Source organism: Nonomuraea ferruginea (assembly GCF_039540635.1).
GTDB classification, from domain to species: domain Bacteria; phylum Actinomycetota; class Actinomycetes; order Streptosporangiales; family Streptosporangiaceae; genus Nonomuraea; species Nonomuraea ferruginea.
The window spans coordinates 13,605-29,955 of sequence record NZ_BAABFD010000028.1 but is presented as its reverse complement, the minus strand read 5'-3'; the positions used below and the strand labels follow the sequence as shown (position 1 = coordinate 29,955).

The following is a 16,351-nucleotide window of genomic DNA, read 5'->3' as shown; positions in this document are numbered from 1 at the left end:
GTGCCGTGCTCTACACAGATAACCCCCCGCCTGAAGGTGAGGCACACATGAGGAAATGGCTCGCACGCCTGGCAGTGCTGGGCTTCGCGCTATTGGTGGCCGGTCAGGGTCAGGTGGCTCTGGCCCAGGACCCCGCGGCGGGAAAGAAGATCATCCGCGTGGGCGCTACCCAGGCCGTTGACTCCATGAACCCGTTCCTCGCCGTCCGCTTGGTGTCGACCTCAATCCACCGCTGGATGTACGGCTTCCTGACGGTTCCGGACCACAAGACGCTGCAGCCGAGCCCGGACCTGGCCGAGTCGTGGAGCAGCTCCGAGGACGGTCTGACCTGGACCTTCAAGATCCGCGAGACCAAGTGGTCCGACGGCCAGCCGGTCACCGCCGAGGACGCCGCCTGGACGTTCAACAAGATCATGACGGATGACGCGGCCAAGACCGCCAACGGTCCGGCCGCGGAGAACTTCGAGAGCGTCACGGCCAACGGCCAGGACCTGGTCATCAAGCTGAAGAACCCCCAGGCCTCGATCCTGGAGAACCCGATCCCGATCATGCCCAAGCATGTCTGGGAGAAGGTCGGCAACCTGGCGGACTTCTCCGGCGACCAGTATCCGGCCGTGACCAGCGGCCCGTACATCGCCGTCGAGCACAAGAAGGACCAGTACGTCAAGCTGCAGGCCAACCCGAACTACTGGCGCGGCGCCCCGAAGATCGACGAGCTCCAGGTCGTCTTCTACGAGAACCCGGCGGCGTCCATCATCGGCCTGAAGAACGGCGAGATCGACCTGATCGGCCGGCTCAACCCGCCGGAGTTCGAGTCACTCAAGGGCGACCCGAACATCGTGCAGTGGAACCAGCAGGGCCGCCGCGCCGTCTACCTGCAGATCAACCACGGCGCCACGACCACCGACGACAAGGAAGTGGGCGACGGCCACCCGGCGCTGAAGGACCAGAAGGTCCGCCAGGCGCTGCACCAGGCCATCGACAAGGACAAGCTCGTCGCCGAGGTGCAGAACGGCCTGGCCAAGCCGGCGCACGGCTCGATCGTGCCGCCCATGTACACGGACTTCTTCTGGGAGGCCGCCGGCGACACCAAGGTCTCCTACGACCCGGCCAAGGCCAACCAGATCCTCGACGACGCCGGCTACAAGAAGGGCGCCGACGGCGTCCGCACCATGCCCGACGGTGACCGCAAGCTGGAGTTCCGCTTCAGCATCCACACCGACACCCCGATCGAGGACAAGCTCGCCGAGTACCTCACCGGCTTCTTCAAGGAGATCGGCGTCACGCTGACCACCAAGAAGCTCGACTCCAGCAAGTTCACCGAGGAGACCGGCGTCACCGGCCTGTTCGACATCGCGATCTCCGGCTGGTCGGTCAACCCCGACCCGGAGGAGGTCCTGGCGACGCACCTGTGCAGCCGGCGGCCGACCCCGTCGGGTGAGGGCGGCGGCACCGAGTCGTTCTACTGCGACGACACCTTCGAGAAGCTCTACCAGGAGCAGCTCAAGGAGCTCGACCGGCCCAAGCGGGCCGACCTCATCAAGCAGATGCAGGAGCGCCTCTACACCGACGCCCCGGTCATCGCGATCTACTACACCAACGACCTCGAGGGCTACCGCAAGGACCGGATCAAGAGCATCACGTCCGTGCCCGAGCAGGACGGCATCCTGTACGGCGCGAGCAGCTTCTGGCCGTTCTACTCGCTGGAGGCCGTCGAGTCCTCGGCCACGGCCGAGGAGGGCGGCTCCAACACCGCTCTGATCGCCGGCGTGGTCGGCGCCGTGGTCGTGATCGGCGTCGGCGCGTTCTTCCTCACCAGGCGGCGCAAGTCCGCCGCGGACGACCGCGAATGACAGCACCGCTCGAAGCAGCAGAGCCCGCCGCCGCCCAGGCGGCGGGCCCCGCTGGGGACGACCGCCCCGCCCGCCGCGGCGTGCTGCGCTACGCGCTCACCAAGGCCGGCGGGGCGTTGCTGAGCATCGCCATGGTGATCGTCGCGACGTTCTTCCTCTTCCGGCTCCTCCCCGGAGATCCGGTACGGAACCTCGCGCAGGGCCGCAACATGACCCCGGCGCAGCTCGACCTGGAACGGAGCCGGCTCGGCCTGGACAAGCCGGTGCCCGAGCAGTTCCTCGACTTCGTCGGCAAGACGCTCCGCCTGGACCTCGGCACCTCCTACGAGTACAAGCGGCCGGTCCTCGACCTCATCGGCGAGCGCCTCGGGCCGACGCTGCTGCTCACCGGGGTCGGTCTGGTCATCGCCGTCAGCCTCGGCCTCTGGCAGGGCACCAGGGCCGGGTGGCGGCCGGGCGGCCGGTTCGACCGGTTCTCCACGGCCACCTCGCTGGTGCTGTGGTCGGTGCCGACGTTCTGGCTCGGCCTGCTGCTGATGATGGTGTTCGCCGCCTGGCTCCAGATCTTCCCGACCCGGGGCATCGAGAGCGTCGACGCGCCCGACGGCTTCGGTTACGTCCTGGACGTGGCCTGGCACATGGTGCTGCCCTGCCTGACCATGGTCGGGGTGGTGTACGCGCAGTACCTGCTGGTCATGCGTTCGTCCCTGCTCGACGAGCTGGGCCAGGACTACATCAACACCGCGCGGGCCAAGGGGCTGCGCGACGACGACCTGCGGCGCAGGCACGCCGTCCCGAACGCGCTGCTGCCCACGGTGACGCTGGTGTTCATGAACATCGGCTTCGTCGTCGGCGGCGCGGTCACCACGGAGACGGTCTTCAGCTGGCCGGGGCTCGGCAAGCTGTTCTACGACGCGATCTCGGTGCCCGACTTCACGCTCATGCAGGGCACGTTCATGCTCATCACGGTCGCGGTGATCCTGATGAACACGCTGGCCGACATCGTCTACCACCTCCTCGACCCGAGGGTGAGGTCCGCATGAGCACCTTCACGTGGACCCGCAGGAAGCGGGCGCTCGGCCGGTTCTGGGAGGACTTCCGCAAACAGCGCGGCGGCCTCGCCGGCCTGGTCATCCTGGTCGTGGCCGTGACGCTGGCCGTCGTCGCGCCGCTCTTCATCGACCAGGGCGTCACCAGCGTGGTCGAGAACACCGGGCCCCGATGGTCCCCGCCGAGCCTGGACTACCCGTTCGGCACCGACGAGTCCGGGCGCTCGATCCTGCTCATGGTCTGGTGGGGCTCGCGCACGTCGCTGCTCATCGGCTTCCTGGCCGCGCTGCTCACCGTGGGCATCGGCACCGTGCTCGGCATCGCCGCCGGCCACTTCCGCGGCTGGATCGGCGCCGTCATCATGCGCGTGACCGACTGGTTCCTGGTGCTGCCCTCGCTGGTCACCGCTCTCGTCCTGGCGGCCATCCTGGGCGGCAGCACGTTCACCATCATCATGGCGATCGGCGTCACCTCCTGGCCGTCGACCGCCCGCCTCATCAGGGCGCAGACGCTGGCGGTGGAGGCGCGGCCGTACATCGAGCGCTCCAAGGCGCTCGGCGGCGGCCACTGGCACATCACCACCCGCCACGTGCTGCCGAACGTCGCCCCGCTGCTGCTGGCCAGCACCACGCTCCAGGTCGCCAGCGCCATCGTCACCGAGTCGACGCTGGCCTTCCTCGGCGTGACCGCGAACAAGACCTCCTGGGGCACCATGCTCCGCGGCTCCTACGACTGGAACGCGGCCAGCTACGGAGCCTGGTGGTACATCCTCATCCCCGGCCTGTGCATCCTCGCGGTCGTCATGGCGTTCACGCTCTGCGGCCGGGCGCTGGAGACCGTGCTCAACCCGCGACTCCGGAAGGCAGGGGCATGAGTCTGCTAGAACTGGACGACGTCTCGGTCACGTACCGCATCGCCGAGGGCGAGGTGCCCGCGGTGAGAGGCGTGTCGCTCACGCTCGGCAGCGGGGCGGCCCTCGGGGTCGCCGGCGAGTCGGGGTCCGGCAAGTCGACGCTGGCCATGGCGCTGCTGCGGCTGCTGCCGCGCGACGCCCGCGTCACCGGCCGGATCCTGCTCGACGGCGAGGACGTGCTCACCATGAAGTGGGGCCGCCTGCGCGCGGTCCGCTGGGCCCAGGCGTCGATCGTTTTCCAGGGCGCCCAGCACGGACTCAACCCGGTGCACAGGATCGGCGAACAGATCGCCGAGCCGCTGCTCGTGCACAACCTGGCCAAGCCCGGCGAGGCCGGCAAGCGGGTGGCCGAGCTGCTGGAACAGGTCGGCCTGCCCGCCTGGCGGGCCCGCAGCTACCCGCACGAGCTGTCCGGCGGCCAGCGCCAGCGCGTCATGATCGCGATGGCGCTCGCCTGCTCGCCCCGGCTCATCATCGCCGACGAGCCCACGACGGCTCTCGACGTGATGGTGCAGGCGCAGGTGCTGACGCTGATCAAGGAACTGGTCGCCGAGCACGACATCTCCCTGGTCATGATCTCGCACGACCTCTCGGTGCTCGCCGACGTGTGCGACCGGCTCGCGGTCATGTACGCGGGCCGCGTGGTCGAGCAGGGCCCGTCGCGCGAGGTGTTCCACGACCCCCGGCATCCCTACAGCCAGGCGCTGGCGGCGGCGTTCCCGACGGTCGGCGACCCGGCGTCGCGGCTGGCGCCCAAGGGACTCGGCGGCGACCCGCCCGACCCGATGGACCTGCCGACGGGATGCTCGTTCCACCCGCGCTGCCCGGTCGCGCTGGAGGAGTGCCCGACGCTGGACGTCGAGCTGTGGCCCGCCGGCGACCGCCGCGCCGCCGCCTGCGTCCACGTACGGGACCGCGTACAGGAGAAGGCATGACAGAGACGCAAGCCCCGGCCGAGGAGGTCACCACGGCCCGCCGTACCCTCCTGGAGGCCCGCGACCTGCACGTGGAGTTCGCCTCGCGCGGGCGCCGCGCCCGCGCGGTCGACGGCGTGAACCTCGCGGTCGGCGAGGGCGAGATCGTGGCGCTGGTCGGCGAGTCCGGCTGCGGCAAGACCACGCTCGCGCGCACGCTGCTCGGCCTGGAGAAGCCCACGTCCGGCACGGTCCGGTACGGGGGAGAGCCGCTGCGGTACGCCAGCCGGGCGCTCAAGGAGTACCGCAGGCAGGTGCAGCTCGTCCTCCAGGACCCGATGGGCTCGCTGAACCCCCGGCAGACCGTCTACGAGGCGGTGGCGGAGGGCCCGCGCATCCACGGCCTGCCGGACGAGGCGGACGTGGTGAACAACGCGCTGGCCAGGGCCGGGCTGCGGCCGCCTGAGCGGTTCCTGCTGCGTTACCCGCACGAGCTGTCCGGCGGGCAGCGGCAGCGCGTGGTCATCGCCGGGGCGCTGGCGCTGGACCCGAAGGTGCTGATCGCCGACGAGCCGGTGGCCTCGCTCGACGCGTCGGTGCGCGGCGAGATCCTCGCGCTCATGCTCAGGCTCCGCGACGAGCTTGGCCTGTCGGCGCTGGTCGTCACGCACGACCTGGGGCTGGCGTGGAACATCGCCGACCGGGTGGCGGTCATGTATCTCGGCCGGATCGTCGAGTCGGGGCCGGTCGAGCAGGTGCTGACCGCGCCGCGTCACCCGTACACGCAGGCCCTGCTGTCGGTGCTGCCCGAGTCTCCCGAACGGGTGGTGCTGACCGGCGAGCCGCCGGACCCGACCAGGATTCCGGGCGGCTGCCGCTTCCACGCCCGGTGCCAGGTGCTCGCCTCCGGCAAGGCCGCGGAGGCGGGCGTGGACGCACGGTGCAGGGGTGAGCTGCTGGAGATCCTGCCCGCCTCGGCCGGGGCGCAGGCGGCCTGCTACTACGCGGACGCCACCGGCTGAAAGGCGCGCGGTCCCGGCCCGGTATCGGCGGCCGGGACCGCGTCGTTCCGGGGTCAGCTGCCCGCGGGAGGCTGTCCCTCCGGGCCGCCCAGGTCGTCCCAGTCCGGGTCGTCGACGACGACGCAGGGGCCGGGCTCGCCGGGGATCATCATGGTCGCGAGCGTCCACACCACTCCGGGGTCCTCCCCGCCCCTCTCGGCGAACTCCAGCACCAGCGTGTGGTTCTCGTCGATGAGCCGCGGGTCGATGTCCAGCCCGCCCTTCCGCATGTGGACGGCCCCGTCCGGCAGGAGCTTGCTCACTCCCCGGTCGCGCTCGCACCGCTTGCCGGGGCCGAGGTAGGTGACGTCGGCCTTGACGCCCGCCGCCCGCAGATCCCTCTCCAGCCGGTCGGCCTCCTCGAACTCGCGGATCTCCACCCCGACGGTGCCGTCGGACTTCTCGGTGACCGCGTACGCCGCGCTCTGCGCGCCCGTCAGCAGCGGCACCGCGAGCGCCGTGACCGCCGCCGCCCCCGTCACCGCCAGCCCCAGGAACAGGCGGCGCCCCCCGCGACGGCGCCTGTCCTCGCGCGCCGTGAACTCGGCTTTCAGATCCATCAGCAACTGCTCCTCGAAGCTCATACGATGATCCCTTCCGTGACGAAAGGCAGGTCCTTGAGAGTCCGGCGCGCGCGGTGCAGCCGCACCATGGCGGTCCCCGACCGGATGCCCAGGGCGGCCGCGGCCTCCGTGACCGTCAGCTGGTCCATGACGACCAGCTCCAGCACGGCGCGCTCACCCTCCGGTAACTCGGCCATCGCCTGGAAGGCCCGCCTGGCGGGCCGCTCCGCGTCGATCCGCTTCTCCACCCGGCTGATGTCGTCGCTGTCCAGCGGTCTTCGCCTGCTCACCCGGTCGGTCAGCTGGGACTCACGCAACGCCCGGCGCCGTTCGGCGGAGAGCGTGTTGCGGGCCACGCCGTACAGCCACGCGACCTCGCTGCCCCGCTCAGGCCGATAGGTGTGGGCGGACTCCATCACCGCCAGGAACACGTCCGCCACCAGATCGGCGACCTGGTGAGGGTCGTCGACCCGGCGGGCCAGGAATCGCGTGACCCCGTCGACGTGCCGCCGGTAGAAGGCCTCGAACGCCCCGATGTCGGTGGCGAACTCCGCCTGTTTGCGACGCACCGGCCACGCTCCTCTCGTCGATCCACACCTGTAATTGGCGGGAGACGGCCGGTGCCTTACAAAGGAGCCGGCTCTGCGAGACTGCTCGTACGGAAGGGGGACGGGGTGGAGCATCGCCCCGACTGCTGATGGAGAGAGCCGACGCCGCGCGCAACCGGGCCCGCGTCCTCGACGCGGCCGCGAAGCTGTTCGCGAGCAGGCCGCCGCACGAGGTGACGATGGAGGACATCGCCAAGGCGGCCGGCGTGGGCCGCGGCACCCTCTACCGCCGCTACCCCGACCGCGCCGCCATCGCGGTCGCCCTGCTCGACGAGCACGAGCGCGCCCTGCAGGAGAAACTGCTGCGCGGCGACCCGCCGCTGGGTCCCGGCGCGCCGCCGGCCGAGCGGCTGGCCGCCTTCTACGCCGCCATGGTCGGCCTGCTGGAGGACCACGCCCACCTGGTGCTGGGCAGCGAGGTGGGTCGCTCGCGGTTCGAGACCGGCGCGTACGGCTTCTGGCGCGCGCACGTGCGCTCCCTGCTCGCCGCCGCCGGCACCCCCGGGCCCGACGCGCTGGCCGACGTCCTGCTCGCCCCGCTGGCCCCCGACGTCTACGTCCAGCAGCGCCGGACGCTCAGCCCGGAACAGATCACCGGCGCGCTGCGCCGCCTCACCCGAGCACTCTGACGATCGCCTGCCTGATGAACCGGCGGGCCAGCTTCGCCCTGCGGAACCGGCTCAGCACCGGCCCGTCCGTCCCGTACCTGCGGGCCCTGATCCCGTCCACCACGACCGGCGGCGCGCCCATCTCGCCGAGCACGTCGAGCGCCTCCCGCTTGCTGATCAACCGCCCGTCCCGCAGCGTCACGGCCGCCCGCGCCACCGTGACCATGCCCAGGTCCACCCACTCGTCCAGCAGCCACCGCCGCCGGCCCCGCGTCTTCACCAGCCAGAAGTCCCGCAGATCGGCCTGGACGAACGCGGCCAGCTCCGCGTCGGACACCGGCGGGATCAACGCGTCCGGCCCCGGTCCGTACAGCTCCAGCGCCCCCGTGAGCAGCTCCCGCCGGGTCACGGCGGTGACGGGCCGCTCGAACAGCTCGCCCATCGCCCACGTCACGTGCTCCCGTCCGTGTTCGGCCAGCTGCCCGTCGGTCATGTACGAGCAGTGCAGCCGTTCGGCCAGCGCCCCGTCCAGCCCTCGGTGCAGCCGCTCCACAGCGTCGCGCCGCCGCTCGTCCAGCGGCTCCCGGACCACGGCGATCAGGTCCAGATCGCTCCGCCCCGGCTGGTAGTCGCCCTTGGCCAGTGACCCGTGCGCCCACACCGCCATCAGCGGCACGGCGGCCCCGGCCTCCGACAGGAACCGGGTGAGCAGGATCTCGGTAGAGGTGTGCATGATCTCTACTCTCCCTCTCCATGGTTCGATGACAAGCGGTTAAAGGCATTGCCCCGGACGCGCCCGCTCGGGGACCATCTCCGGATGAGCTTCGAGCAGAGTGCGCGGCCCGTGGCGCTGATCACCGGGGTGGGCAGGACTGTGGGGATCGGGGCCGGGATCGCGACCCGGCTGGCCGCCTCCGGGTGGGACGTCGGCTTCACCTACTGGACTCCGTACGACGAGCGGATGGCGTGGGGCGCCGAGGCCGGGGCCCCCGAGACGATCCGCAAGGCGCTGGTGGGCGAGGGCGCGGCCGTCGCGGCCGTGGAGGCCGACCTGGTCGAGACGGAGACGCCGGCGCGGGTGTTCGACGAGGTGGAGAGCCGGCTGGGCAACGTCACCGCGCTGGTGATGTGCCACTGCGAGTCCGTCGACTCCGGGCTGCTCGACACGACCGTGGCCAGCTTCGACCGCCACTTCGCCGTCAACGCCCGCGCCTCCTGGCTGCTGATCCGCGAGTACGGCCGCCGGTTCCGCGGCGCCCACGGCACCGGCCGGATCATCGCGCTCACCAGCGACCACGTCGTCGGCAACCTCCCGTACGGGGCGAGCAAGGGCGCGCTGGACCGCATCACGCTCGCCGCCGCCCGCGAGCTGGCCCACCTCGGCGTCACCGCGAACGTGATCAACCCCGGCCCGATCGACACCGGGTGGATGCCCGACGACCTGAAGGCCACCTGCGCCGAGCACACCCCGCTGGGCCGGCTCGGCACCCCGCGCGACACCGCCGACCTGGTGCAGTTCCTCTGCTCGCCCCAGGGCGGCTGGATCAACGGCCAGCTGCTGAAGAGCGACGGCGGCATCTCCGCCTGACCGCCGTCAGAGCGCGTGCCCTCCGGCGACCTGGATGACCTGCCCGGTGATCCACCGCGCCTGCCGTGAGGCCAGGAACACGACGGCGCCGGCGTTGTTCACCAGCACGTCCACCGGCCCGAGCCGCCGCTCGACCGCGCCGAGCAGCCGCGCCGCCGCGTCCGGCGCGGCCAGGTCGGCCTCGACGGCGATCGCGTCACCGAGCTCGGCGGCCAGCTCCTCCGCGGCGGAGCCGGAGGGGGTCGTGTGCGGCCAGTCCGGTGTCGATCACGGGGTGCCGAACAGGGCGCTGACGGACTCGCCGAAGTGGATGCGGCGCATGGCCTCGGCCAGCGCCGGGGCGATGGACAGGACCGTGAGTTTGTCGCCGGGCTTGGGCGGGGGGACGGTGTTGGTGCAGACGATCTCCTTGACCTCCGGCAGCGCGCTGAGCCGCTCGATCGCGCCGTCGGAGAACAGGCCGTGGGTGCAGGCGACGCGGACGGAGCGGACGCCGCGCTCGCGGAGGCGGTCGAGGAGCTCGATGACGGTGCTTCCCTTGGCGATCTCGTCGTCCAGGATGATCACGTCCTTGCCCTCGACGTCGCCGATCACCGAGCTGATCACCACGCGGTCGTCGCTGAAGCGCTGCTTGGCGCCCATCGCCACATCGGCCCCGATCAGGCGGGCGAAGTGGGCGGCCTCCTTGGCGTTGCCCAGGTCGGGGGAGACCACGACGGTGTCGGACAGGTCGTGGCGGGAGAAGTGGGCCGCCAGCTCGCGCAGCGCGTGCAGGTGGTCGACGGGGACGCTGAAGAAGCCGTGGACCTGCGGCGAGTGGAGGGTCATCGTCAGCACCCGGCCGGCCCCGGCCGCCACCATCAGGTCGGCCACCAGGCGGGCGCCGAGCGAGATGCGCGGCGCGTCCTTCTTGTCGGAGCGGGCGTAGGCGTAGTGGGGCAGCACGACGGTGATGCGCGCCGCCGAGGCGCCCCGGGCGGCGTCGAGCATGAGCAGCAGCTCCACCAGGTGTTCCTGGGTGGGCGGCACCAGCGGCTGGATCAGGAAGACGTCGCGCTCGCGGCAGTTGGCCTGGAGCTGGACCGCGATGACGTCGTTGGCGAAGCGCGAGACGCGCACAGGATGGAGGGGGACGCCGAGGTGGGAGCAGATCTCCTCGGCCAGCTCGGGATGGGCGCTGCCACTGAAAACCGTGATGTCTCGCACGATTTCCCAAGAGTAGCGGATCACCCGTCGAGCAGCTCGGGGGTGAGCGCGTCCAGACGCTCGACGATGCGCCAGGCCAGGACCAGCGCGTCCGGCGCGGGCGGGTAGCGCGGGTGCAGGACGGCGACGACCCGCATGCCGGCCGCGTCCGCCGAGCGCAGCCCGTTGCTGGAGTCCTCGACCGCCACGCACTCGTCGGGATCGACGCCGAGGAGCCGGGCCACCTTCAGGTAGCCGTCGGGGGCGGGCTTGCCGCGGTCCACCTCCTCGGTGGAGACGGTGGCGTCGAAGCAGTCGTGCAGGTCGCTCGACTCGAGCACCACGTCGATGAGCCGCCGGGGCGAGGAGCTGGCCAGCCCGAGCGTGAAGTGGTCGCCGAGCCGCCGCACCGCCTCGGGCGCGCCCTTCATCAGCGGCAGGTGGGCGCGGTAGCGCTCGGCCATCCGGTCGACGACCTGCCGGGCGATCTCGTCCGGCGGCAGCCGCACGCCGAGCTCGTGCAGGTACGAGGCCCACTCGGCGGTGCTCATGCCCATGAGCCGCGACTGGGTGTCGTCCTGCCAGGTGCCGCCGTGCTCGGCGACGAAGGCGCGGCGCACCTCCTCCCACACCGGCTCGGAGTCGACCAGCACGCCGTCGAGATCGAATACGCAGGCTTCCACGGACAAGACCCTACCCATGCCCTCGGCCGTCCACTATTTCCGATAAGTCAAGCCAAGGGAGGTTCACGGTGTTTCGTACGTACGTTGACCGTGCCCATCCTGCTTTCCGGGCATTTCTCAGGCATGGCCGAGCTTCCGTACGAGGCTGACGACGATAGGGGCGCGGGTTTCGTCGCCCCGCTCGCCTCCGCCGTCGTCAGGGACGCCGACGGCAAGGTGGTGTGGGACGCGGACGCGTACGGACGGGTGGACGGCGGCTGCCCGGCCACGGCGCACCCGAGCCTCTGGGCGCAGGCGGGGCTGCTCGCCCGGCGCGGCCTGTACGAGGTGGCCGAGGGCGTCTATCAGGTACGCGGGCTCGACCGGGCGGCGATGACCCTCGTGGAGGGCGACACCGGCGTGGTCGTCGTGGACCCGCTCCGCTCCGCCGAGTGCGCCGTCGCCGCGCTGCGGCTGTACCGCGGGCACCGCGGGGACCGGCCGGTCTCCGCGGTGATCTACTCGCACTCCCGCGCCGACCGCTTCGGCGGCTCCCGCGGCGTCACCCTCGGCGGCGTGCCCGTGCTCGCCCCCGCCGGCTTCCTGGACCGCGCCGCCGAGGAGTTCCTGTACGCGGCCCCCGCCGCGAACCGCCGGGCCGCCTACACCTACGGGCCGGCGCTGCCGGGAGGGCCCGAGGGGCGGCTCGGCCCGGCGCGGTCGGCGGGCACGGTCTCCCTGGTCCCGCCCACGGCGCTGATCGAGCGGACCGGCCAGGAGGAGACGCTCGACGGGGTGCGGTTCCTGTTCCAGCTCGTGCCCGGCGCGGCGCTGGCGTTCCTGCTGCCCGAGCGGCGCGCGCTCGGCCTGGCGGTGAACGCCGGCGACCCGCCGGGCGGGTGCGACCCCCGGCTGTGGACGCGCGGTCTGTCGGAGGCGGTCACGCTCTTCGCCGGCCGCGCCGACGTGGCCTTCGCCGCGCACCACGAGCCCGTACGGGGCGGCGAGGAGGTCACGCGCCTGCTGGAGCGGCACCGTGACCTGCACTCCTACCTGCACGACCAGACCGTGCGCCTGATGAACAAGGGCCTGACCCCCCAGGAGATCGCCGAGTGCCTGCAACTGCCCCCCGCCCTGGCCGCCCTGCCCGGCTCGGCCGGCGTCATCAGGGCCGTCTACCAGCACTACCTGGGCTGGTTCGACGGCAACCCGGCCCACCTGTGGGAGCACCCGCCCCGGCAGAGCGCGATCCGCTACGTGGAGTGTCTCGGCGGCGGCGCGGCCGTGGTGGCGCTGGCCGAGAGGTATGCCGCCGGGGGCGACCTGCGCTTCGCCGCCCAGCTCCTCAACCACGCGGTCTTCGCGGACGAGGGCAACAAGCGGGCCCGCGACCTGCTGGCCGAGGTCTACACCCGGCTCGGCCACGGGGCCCGCGACCCCGCCTGGCGCAACGCGTACCTGATGGGGGCGCTGGAGCTCACGGACGGGATCGCGGCCGCGGACGGCGGGACCGTCGCGCCGGGCACGCTCGCCGCGCTCGGCGCCGAGCAGGTCCTGGACGCGCTGGCCGTCCGGGTGGACGGCCCGAAGGCCTGGAGCGAGAACCTGGCCATCGACTGGCACCTGACCGACCTGGGCCGCCGTTACCGCACGGTGCTGTCCAACGGCGTGCTCATCCGGCAGGCGGACCCGCCGGAAGGGCCGGTCGACCTGACGCTGCGGCTCACCCAGGCACAGCTCGTCGCCCTGCTCGCGGGGCGGGGCGTCGGCGAGGTGTCGAGGGAGGGCGACATGCGGGCGCTCAAGCGCCTGTTCGCCGCGCTGGACGCCCCTGTGCCCGGCTTCGCGATCGTGACCCCCTGAACCGGCGCGTCCACAGCAGCGTGGCCGCGGCCGCCAGCAGCACCGGCCCGAGCACCAGCGGCGCCGAAGGACCACCGGCGTGCCAGCTCGCCGCCGCGGCGCTCACGCAGGTCAGCACGGTCACACCCAGCGTCGCCGCCCACAGCGGCAGCACGTGCAGGAAGCCGAAGAACAGCGGGAACACCAGCCAGACCAGCGGCGGCGACAGCATCGCGAGCACCGCCCACGCCAGCGTGGCCGCCACCAGCCAGAGCTGCCCCCGAGCGTCACGAGTCACCTACTCACGGTAACCCGCCGGGTCCCGGCCGAGCGCCCCGCCCCCCTCGAGCAGGGCGTCCGACACCGTGACTAGAGTCCGCTCTAGCGAATCGAGGCACCAGAGTACGCTCAGGCTCGTGGACCGCGTCAAGAGCCGGCGGGCGGAGCAGCGCAGAACCACCCGGCGCCGGATCGTCGAGGAGGCGTTGCGGCTCTTCGTCGGCCAGGGCTACGCCGCGACGACGCTGGAGCAGATCGCCGACCGCGCCGGGGTGGCCGTCCAGACGGTCTACTTCCACTTCGGCAACAAGCGCGGCGTCCTCGCCGAGGGCCTCGACGTGCTGACGGCCGGCGACGACGAGCCGGTGCCGCTGATCGAGCGGCCGTGGGCCCTCCAGGCCACGGGGGAGCCCGACCCCGCCGGGTCGCTGAGGATCTGGGTGGGCAACGCCCGGGTGATCTTCGAACGCGTGGCGCCACTGATGCGCGTCCTGCGCGACGCCGCCGGCGCCGACCCCGAGATGGCCGTCACCTGGGAGACCAACCAGCGCCAGCGCCACGCCGACCACCTGGCGCTCGCCCGCCACCTGGCGGAGATCGGCGGCCTGAGGGATGGCATGTCGTCGGAAAGGGCAGGAGATCTGGTCTACGCGCTGGTGAGCCCGGAGACGTACCAGCTGCTGACCGAACAGCGGCGCTGGTCGCCGGCCGAGTGGGAGTCGTGGGTGTACGAGACGCTCTCCCGCTCGCTGCTCCGGGGCTGCTGACCGAACCGGGGGAGCACGTGGCGGACACCCGCAAGCACGCGCTGGCCGTCTGCCTGACGGCCGCGTTCATGGCCGGGCTCGACGTGAGCATCGTCAACGTCGCCCTGCCCTCGATCCGGGAGGGCCTGCACGCGTCGGAGGCGGGCCTGCAGTGGATCCTGTCCGGTTACGCCCTTACTTTCGGCCTGCTCCTGGTGCCGGCGGGCCGGCTGGGTGACGCGCGCAGCCGGCGGACGGTCTTCATGTGGGGGGTGGCGCTGTTCACGCTCGCCAGCGCGGCGTGCGGGTTCGCCCCCACCATGCCGGTGCTGATCGTGTCCCGGCTGCTGCAGGGCCTGGCCGCCGGGATGATCAACCCGCAGGTGTCGGGGCTCATCCAGCAGATGTTCCGGGGCGCGGAGCGGGGCCGGGCGTTCGGCGCGCTCGGCGCCACCATCGGCGTCTCGACCGCGGCGGGGCCGCTCATCGGCGGCGCGCTGGTCTCCGCCTTCGGCGCCGACCAGGGCTGGCGGCTGGTGTTCCTGGTGAACGTGCCGATCGGGCTGGTCCTGGTGCCGCTGGCGCGCCGGCTGCTGCCGCCGCCGGAGCGGACCGGCCGCAGGGAGAGCATGGATCCCGTCGGGGTGCTGCTGCTCGGGGTGGCCGTGACCGTGCTGCTGCTGCCGTTCATCCAGCAGCACCAGTGGCCGGGCGCGGGCAAGTGGCTGCTGGTCCCGGCGTCGCTGGCCCTGCTGGCGGCCTTCGTCGCCTGGGAACGGCGCTACCGCGGGGAGCCGCTGGTGGACCTGTCGCTGTTCAGGCTGCGCTCCTACGGTCTCGGTACGGCGATCGCGCTGCTGTACTTCGCCGGGTTCACCGGCATCTTCTTCATCTTCACCCTCTACCTGCAGGCGGGCCTGCACTACAGCCCGCTGCTCGCCGGTCTGGCGATCACCCCGTTCGCGGTCGGCTCGGCCGGGGCGGCGGTGGTCGGCGGCCGGCTGGTGAACCGCGCGGGCCGCCGCGTGGTCGTCGCCGGGCTGGTCACGGTGGTCGCCGGACTGCTGGCGACCATGGCCGCCACCCTGCTCGTGCCCGGCCCGCACGTGGCGCTGGCGACCGCGCTGCCGCTGCTCGTGGCGGGCGTCGGCAGCGGCCTGACCATCGCGCCCAACCAGGCGGTCACGCTGTCGCAGGTGCCGCCGGCGGGCGGCGGCAGCGCGGCGGGCGTGCTGCAGACCGGTCAGCGGCTCGGCTCGGCCATCGGCATCGCGGCCGCCGGCTCGGTCTTCTTCGGCCTGCTCGGCCAGGGCTGGCCGGTCGCCTTCAGGCACGGCCTCATGGTCGTCGTGCTGTTCGTCTGCGCGGGGCTCGCCGCGGCGCTCTACGACCTGCTGCGCCGGTCATGAGAGCAGTGTGGCCTCCACGTCCGGGTCGAGGCCGACGGCGGGCCGGTCGGGCCGTACGGGCGCCCGCCCGCCGATGCTCCTGAGCCAGGCCCAGGTGTCGGCCACGGTCTCCTCGACCGGCCGGCACCGCAGGCCCGCCGCCACCGCCCTGGACACGTCGCCGCCGTGAACGAACGCGTGGCCCTCGCCGGGCAGCCAGATGGGCAGGTCGGTCCACGGCTGCACCCCGGCCGCCAGGATCGCCTCCTCGCTCGTCCAGCGCAGCTCCGCGTCCGACCCGGTGACCCGCACGCAGGTCTCCAGCAGCTCCCGCATGGTGACGAACCCCGGCGGGCTCACCACGTTGAAGGCGCCGCCGACCCCGTCGAGCGCGGCTTCGAGGCACCACCTGGCCAGGTCGCGGGCGTCCACGTACTGCAGGCCGAGGTCGGCGGGCTCCGGAGCGAGCACCGGTCCGCCCCGCGCGATCCTGGACAACCACCACGGCAGCCGCCCGATGTTCTCGTGCGGGCCGATGATCAGCCCGGCGCGGGCGAGCAGCGCCCGCCCGCCGAACGCCGCGGTCGCGGCGAGTTCGCCGCCCGCCTTCATCTCCGCGTATCCGCCCTCGCCGCCGTCGGGCGACCCCTCGACGACCGGCATGCTCTCGTCGGCTCCGTACGGGACGGGCGGGGCGTAGACGGACCGGCTGGACACGTACACGTAGTGACCGGCCCGGCCGGCGAGCAGCGAGGCGGCGTCGCGCACCGCGGACGGCGCCCACGACCAGGTGTCGGCGACCACGTCCCACTCGCCGCCGGCCAGCGCGTCGAGCCCGTCGGGCCGCGTGCGGTCGCCGCGCAGCGCGGTCACCCCGGCGGGTGGTTCGTGCGTGCCCCGGTTGAGCACGGTCACGTCGTGGCCGAGGGCCAGCGCCTCCGTCACGAAGGCCCGGCCGACGAACTCGGTCCCGCCCAGCACCAGAAGTCTCATCCGCTCACTGTGCCGCCGGAGCCCGGCCGCACGTAACCCCGCCAAGCCGACAGCGGAATCGCTCAGAGCGGAACTCGATGATTAGACCCGTTGCCGCC

General features: G+C 72.4%; 17 protein-coding genes and 1 pseudogene. 10 read left to right on the top strand and 8 right to left on the bottom strand.

Going from position 1 to position 16,351, the window contains the following annotated elements:
- Positions 1-47: 47 nt before the first annotated feature.
- The 5 genes from ABD999_RS38775 to ABD999_RS38755 are packed head-to-tail and all read left to right on the top strand — an operon-like array spanning position 48 to position 5,752.
- Positions 48-1,853, top strand: a complete 1,806-nt coding sequence (locus ABD999_RS38775) for an ABC transporter substrate-binding protein (protein WP_271275154.1) — start codon at positions 48-50, stop codon at positions 1,851-1,853.
- Entirely contained in the window at positions 1,850-2,896 is a 1,047-nt protein-coding gene (locus tag ABD999_RS38770; protein WP_148036578.1) for an ABC transporter permease, read from the top strand. The genes ABD999_RS38775 and ABD999_RS38770 overlap by 4 nt, the downstream gene beginning before the upstream one ends.
- Positions 2,893-3,777 carry an ABC transporter permease gene (locus tag ABD999_RS38765; RefSeq protein ID WP_148036579.1) on the top strand — a complete coding sequence of 295 codons (885 nt, stop codon included), beginning with the start codon at positions 2,893-2,895 and terminating at the stop codon, positions 3,775-3,777. Before ABD999_RS38770 ends, ABD999_RS38765 begins: the two co-directional genes overlap by 4 nt.
- The gene (locus tag ABD999_RS38760) at positions 3,774-4,751 is read left to right on the top strand and encodes an ABC transporter ATP-binding protein (RefSeq protein WP_148036580.1); all 978 of its coding nucleotides are present in this window, start codon (positions 3,774-3,776) and stop codon (positions 4,749-4,751) included. Before ABD999_RS38765 ends, ABD999_RS38760 begins: the two co-directional genes overlap by 4 nt.
- Entirely contained in the window at positions 4,748-5,752 is a 1,005-nt protein-coding gene (locus ABD999_RS38755; protein WP_271275156.1) for an ABC transporter ATP-binding protein, read from the top strand. The genes ABD999_RS38760 and ABD999_RS38755 overlap by 4 nt, the downstream gene beginning before the upstream one ends.
- A 53-nt stretch (positions 5,753-5,805) precedes the next feature.
- Here ABD999_RS38755 and ABD999_RS38750 read toward each other — a convergent pair whose 3' ends face one another.
- Positions 5,806-6,375 (bottom strand): hypothetical protein, encoded by a 570-nt coding sequence (locus tag ABD999_RS38750; protein ID WP_271275157.1) that lies wholly within the window; start codon positions 6,373-6,375, stop codon positions 5,806-5,808.
- Positions 6,372-6,923, bottom strand: a complete 552-nt coding sequence (locus ABD999_RS38745; protein WP_271275158.1) for an RNA polymerase sigma factor — start codon at positions 6,921-6,923, stop codon at positions 6,372-6,374. Before ABD999_RS38745 ends, ABD999_RS38750 begins: the two co-directional genes overlap by 4 nt.
- Before the next feature lie 128 nt (positions 6,924-7,051).
- Between ABD999_RS38745 and ABD999_RS38740 the strand changes: the two genes are divergently transcribed.
- A complete protein-coding gene (locus ABD999_RS38740; RefSeq protein ID WP_219551550.1) occupies positions 7,052-7,591 on the top strand; it encodes a TetR/AcrR family transcriptional regulator in 540 nt (179 codons plus the stop codon).
- On the opposite strand, the gene ABD999_RS38735 is transcribed toward ABD999_RS38740, so the two are convergent.
- Positions 7,575-8,303 (bottom strand): nucleotidyltransferase domain-containing protein, encoded by a 729-nt coding sequence (locus ABD999_RS38735; RefSeq protein ID WP_219551548.1) that lies wholly within the window; start codon positions 8,301-8,303, stop codon positions 7,575-7,577. The genes ABD999_RS38740 and ABD999_RS38735 overlap by 17 nt on opposite strands.
- Positions 8,304-8,387: 84 nt before the next feature.
- On the opposite strand from ABD999_RS38735, the gene ABD999_RS38730 reads away from it, so the two are divergent.
- Positions 8,388-9,158: an SDR family oxidoreductase gene (locus ABD999_RS38730; RefSeq protein ID WP_271275159.1), complete on the top strand. Its 771-nt coding sequence runs from the start codon at positions 8,388-8,390 to the stop codon at positions 9,156-9,158.
- A 6-nt stretch (positions 9,159-9,164) separates the two neighbouring features.
- Here the strand turns inward: ABD999_RS38730 and ABD999_RS38725 are convergent.
- The 3 genes and pseudogenes from ABD999_RS38725 to ABD999_RS38715 form a co-directional block, all read right to left on the bottom strand.
- Positions 9,165-9,377: pseudogene (locus ABD999_RS38725) on the bottom strand (SDR family NAD(P)-dependent oxidoreductase); the annotation flags it as partial.
- Positions 9,378-9,425: 48 nt separating this feature from the next.
- Positions 9,426-10,364, bottom strand: a complete 939-nt coding sequence (locus ABD999_RS38720; RefSeq protein ID WP_148036586.1) for a ribose-phosphate diphosphokinase — start codon at positions 10,362-10,364, stop codon at positions 9,426-9,428.
- A 20-nt stretch (positions 10,365-10,384) separates the two neighbouring features.
- Positions 10,385-11,026, bottom strand: coding sequence for an HAD family hydrolase (locus ABD999_RS38715; protein ID WP_261809056.1), 642 nt, complete (start codon positions 11,024-11,026; stop codon positions 10,385-10,387).
- Between the two features lie 123 nt (positions 11,027-11,149).
- Here ABD999_RS38715 and ABD999_RS38710 point away from each other — a divergent pair, with 123 nt between their 5' ends.
- Entirely contained in the window at positions 11,150-12,868 is a 1,719-nt protein-coding gene (locus ABD999_RS38710) for an alkyl/aryl-sulfatase (RefSeq protein ID WP_271275160.1), read from the top strand.
- Here the strand turns inward: ABD999_RS38710 and ABD999_RS38705 are convergent.
- Positions 12,807-13,145: a hypothetical protein gene (locus tag ABD999_RS38705; protein ID WP_148036589.1), complete on the bottom strand. Its 339-nt coding sequence runs from the start codon at positions 13,143-13,145 to the stop codon at positions 12,807-12,809. The genes ABD999_RS38710 and ABD999_RS38705 overlap by 62 nt on opposite strands.
- 118 nt (positions 13,146-13,263) lie before the next feature.
- On the opposite strand from ABD999_RS38705, the gene ABD999_RS38700 reads away from it, so the two are divergent.
- Together ABD999_RS38700 and ABD999_RS38695 are read left to right on the top strand one after the other, a co-directional pair.
- Positions 13,264-13,893 (top strand): TetR/AcrR family transcriptional regulator, encoded by a 630-nt coding sequence (locus tag ABD999_RS38700; RefSeq protein ID WP_271275161.1) that lies wholly within the window; start codon positions 13,264-13,266, stop codon positions 13,891-13,893.
- Entirely contained in the window at positions 13,848-15,281 is a 1,434-nt protein-coding gene (locus ABD999_RS38695; protein WP_271275162.1) for an MFS transporter, read from the top strand. The genes ABD999_RS38700 and ABD999_RS38695 overlap by 46 nt, the downstream gene beginning before the upstream one ends.
- On the opposite strand, the gene ABD999_RS38690 is transcribed toward ABD999_RS38695, so the two are convergent.
- The gene (locus tag ABD999_RS38690) at positions 15,276-16,253 is read right to left on the bottom strand and encodes an NAD-dependent epimerase/dehydratase family protein (protein WP_271275163.1); all 978 of its coding nucleotides are present in this window, start codon (positions 16,251-16,253) and stop codon (positions 15,276-15,278) included. The genes ABD999_RS38695 and ABD999_RS38690 overlap by 6 nt on opposite strands.
- Positions 16,254-16,351 lie beyond the last annotated feature (98 nt).

Coding starts and splice junctions, on each gene's coding strand:
- ABD999_RS38690 (WP_271275163.1), bottom strand. CDS start 16,253: ATGAGACTTCTGGTGCTGGGCGGGACCGAGTTCGTCGGCCGGGCCTTC.
- ABD999_RS38760 (WP_148036580.1), top strand. CDS start 3,774: ATGAGTCTGCTAGAACTGGACGACGTCTCGGTCACGTACCGCATCGCC.
- ABD999_RS38770 (WP_148036578.1), top strand. CDS start 1,850: ATGACAGCACCGCTCGAAGCAGCAGAGCCCGCCGCCGCCCAGGCGGCG.
- ABD999_RS38740 (WP_219551550.1), top strand. CDS start 7,052: ATGGAGAGAGCCGACGCCGCGCGCAACCGGGCCCGCGTCCTCGACGCG.
- ABD999_RS38735 (WP_219551548.1), bottom strand. CDS start 8,303: ATGCACACCTCTACCGAGATCCTGCTCACCCGGTTCCTGTCGGAGGCC.
- ABD999_RS38765 (WP_148036579.1), top strand. CDS start 2,893: ATGAGCACCTTCACGTGGACCCGCAGGAAGCGGGCGCTCGGCCGGTTC.
- ABD999_RS38730 (WP_271275159.1), top strand. CDS start 8,388: ATGAGCTTCGAGCAGAGTGCGCGGCCCGTGGCGCTGATCACCGGGGTG.
- ABD999_RS38755 (WP_271275156.1), top strand. CDS start 4,748: ATGACAGAGACGCAAGCCCCGGCCGAGGAGGTCACCACGGCCCGCCGT.
- ABD999_RS38775 (WP_271275154.1), top strand. CDS start 48: ATGAGGAAATGGCTCGCACGCCTGGCAGTGCTGGGCTTCGCGCTATTG.
- ABD999_RS38750 (WP_271275157.1), bottom strand. CDS start 6,375: ATGAGCTTCGAGGAGCAGTTGCTGATGGATCTGAAAGCCGAGTTCACG.
- ABD999_RS38710 (WP_271275160.1), top strand. CDS start 11,150: ATGGCCGAGCTTCCGTACGAGGCTGACGACGATAGGGGCGCGGGTTTC.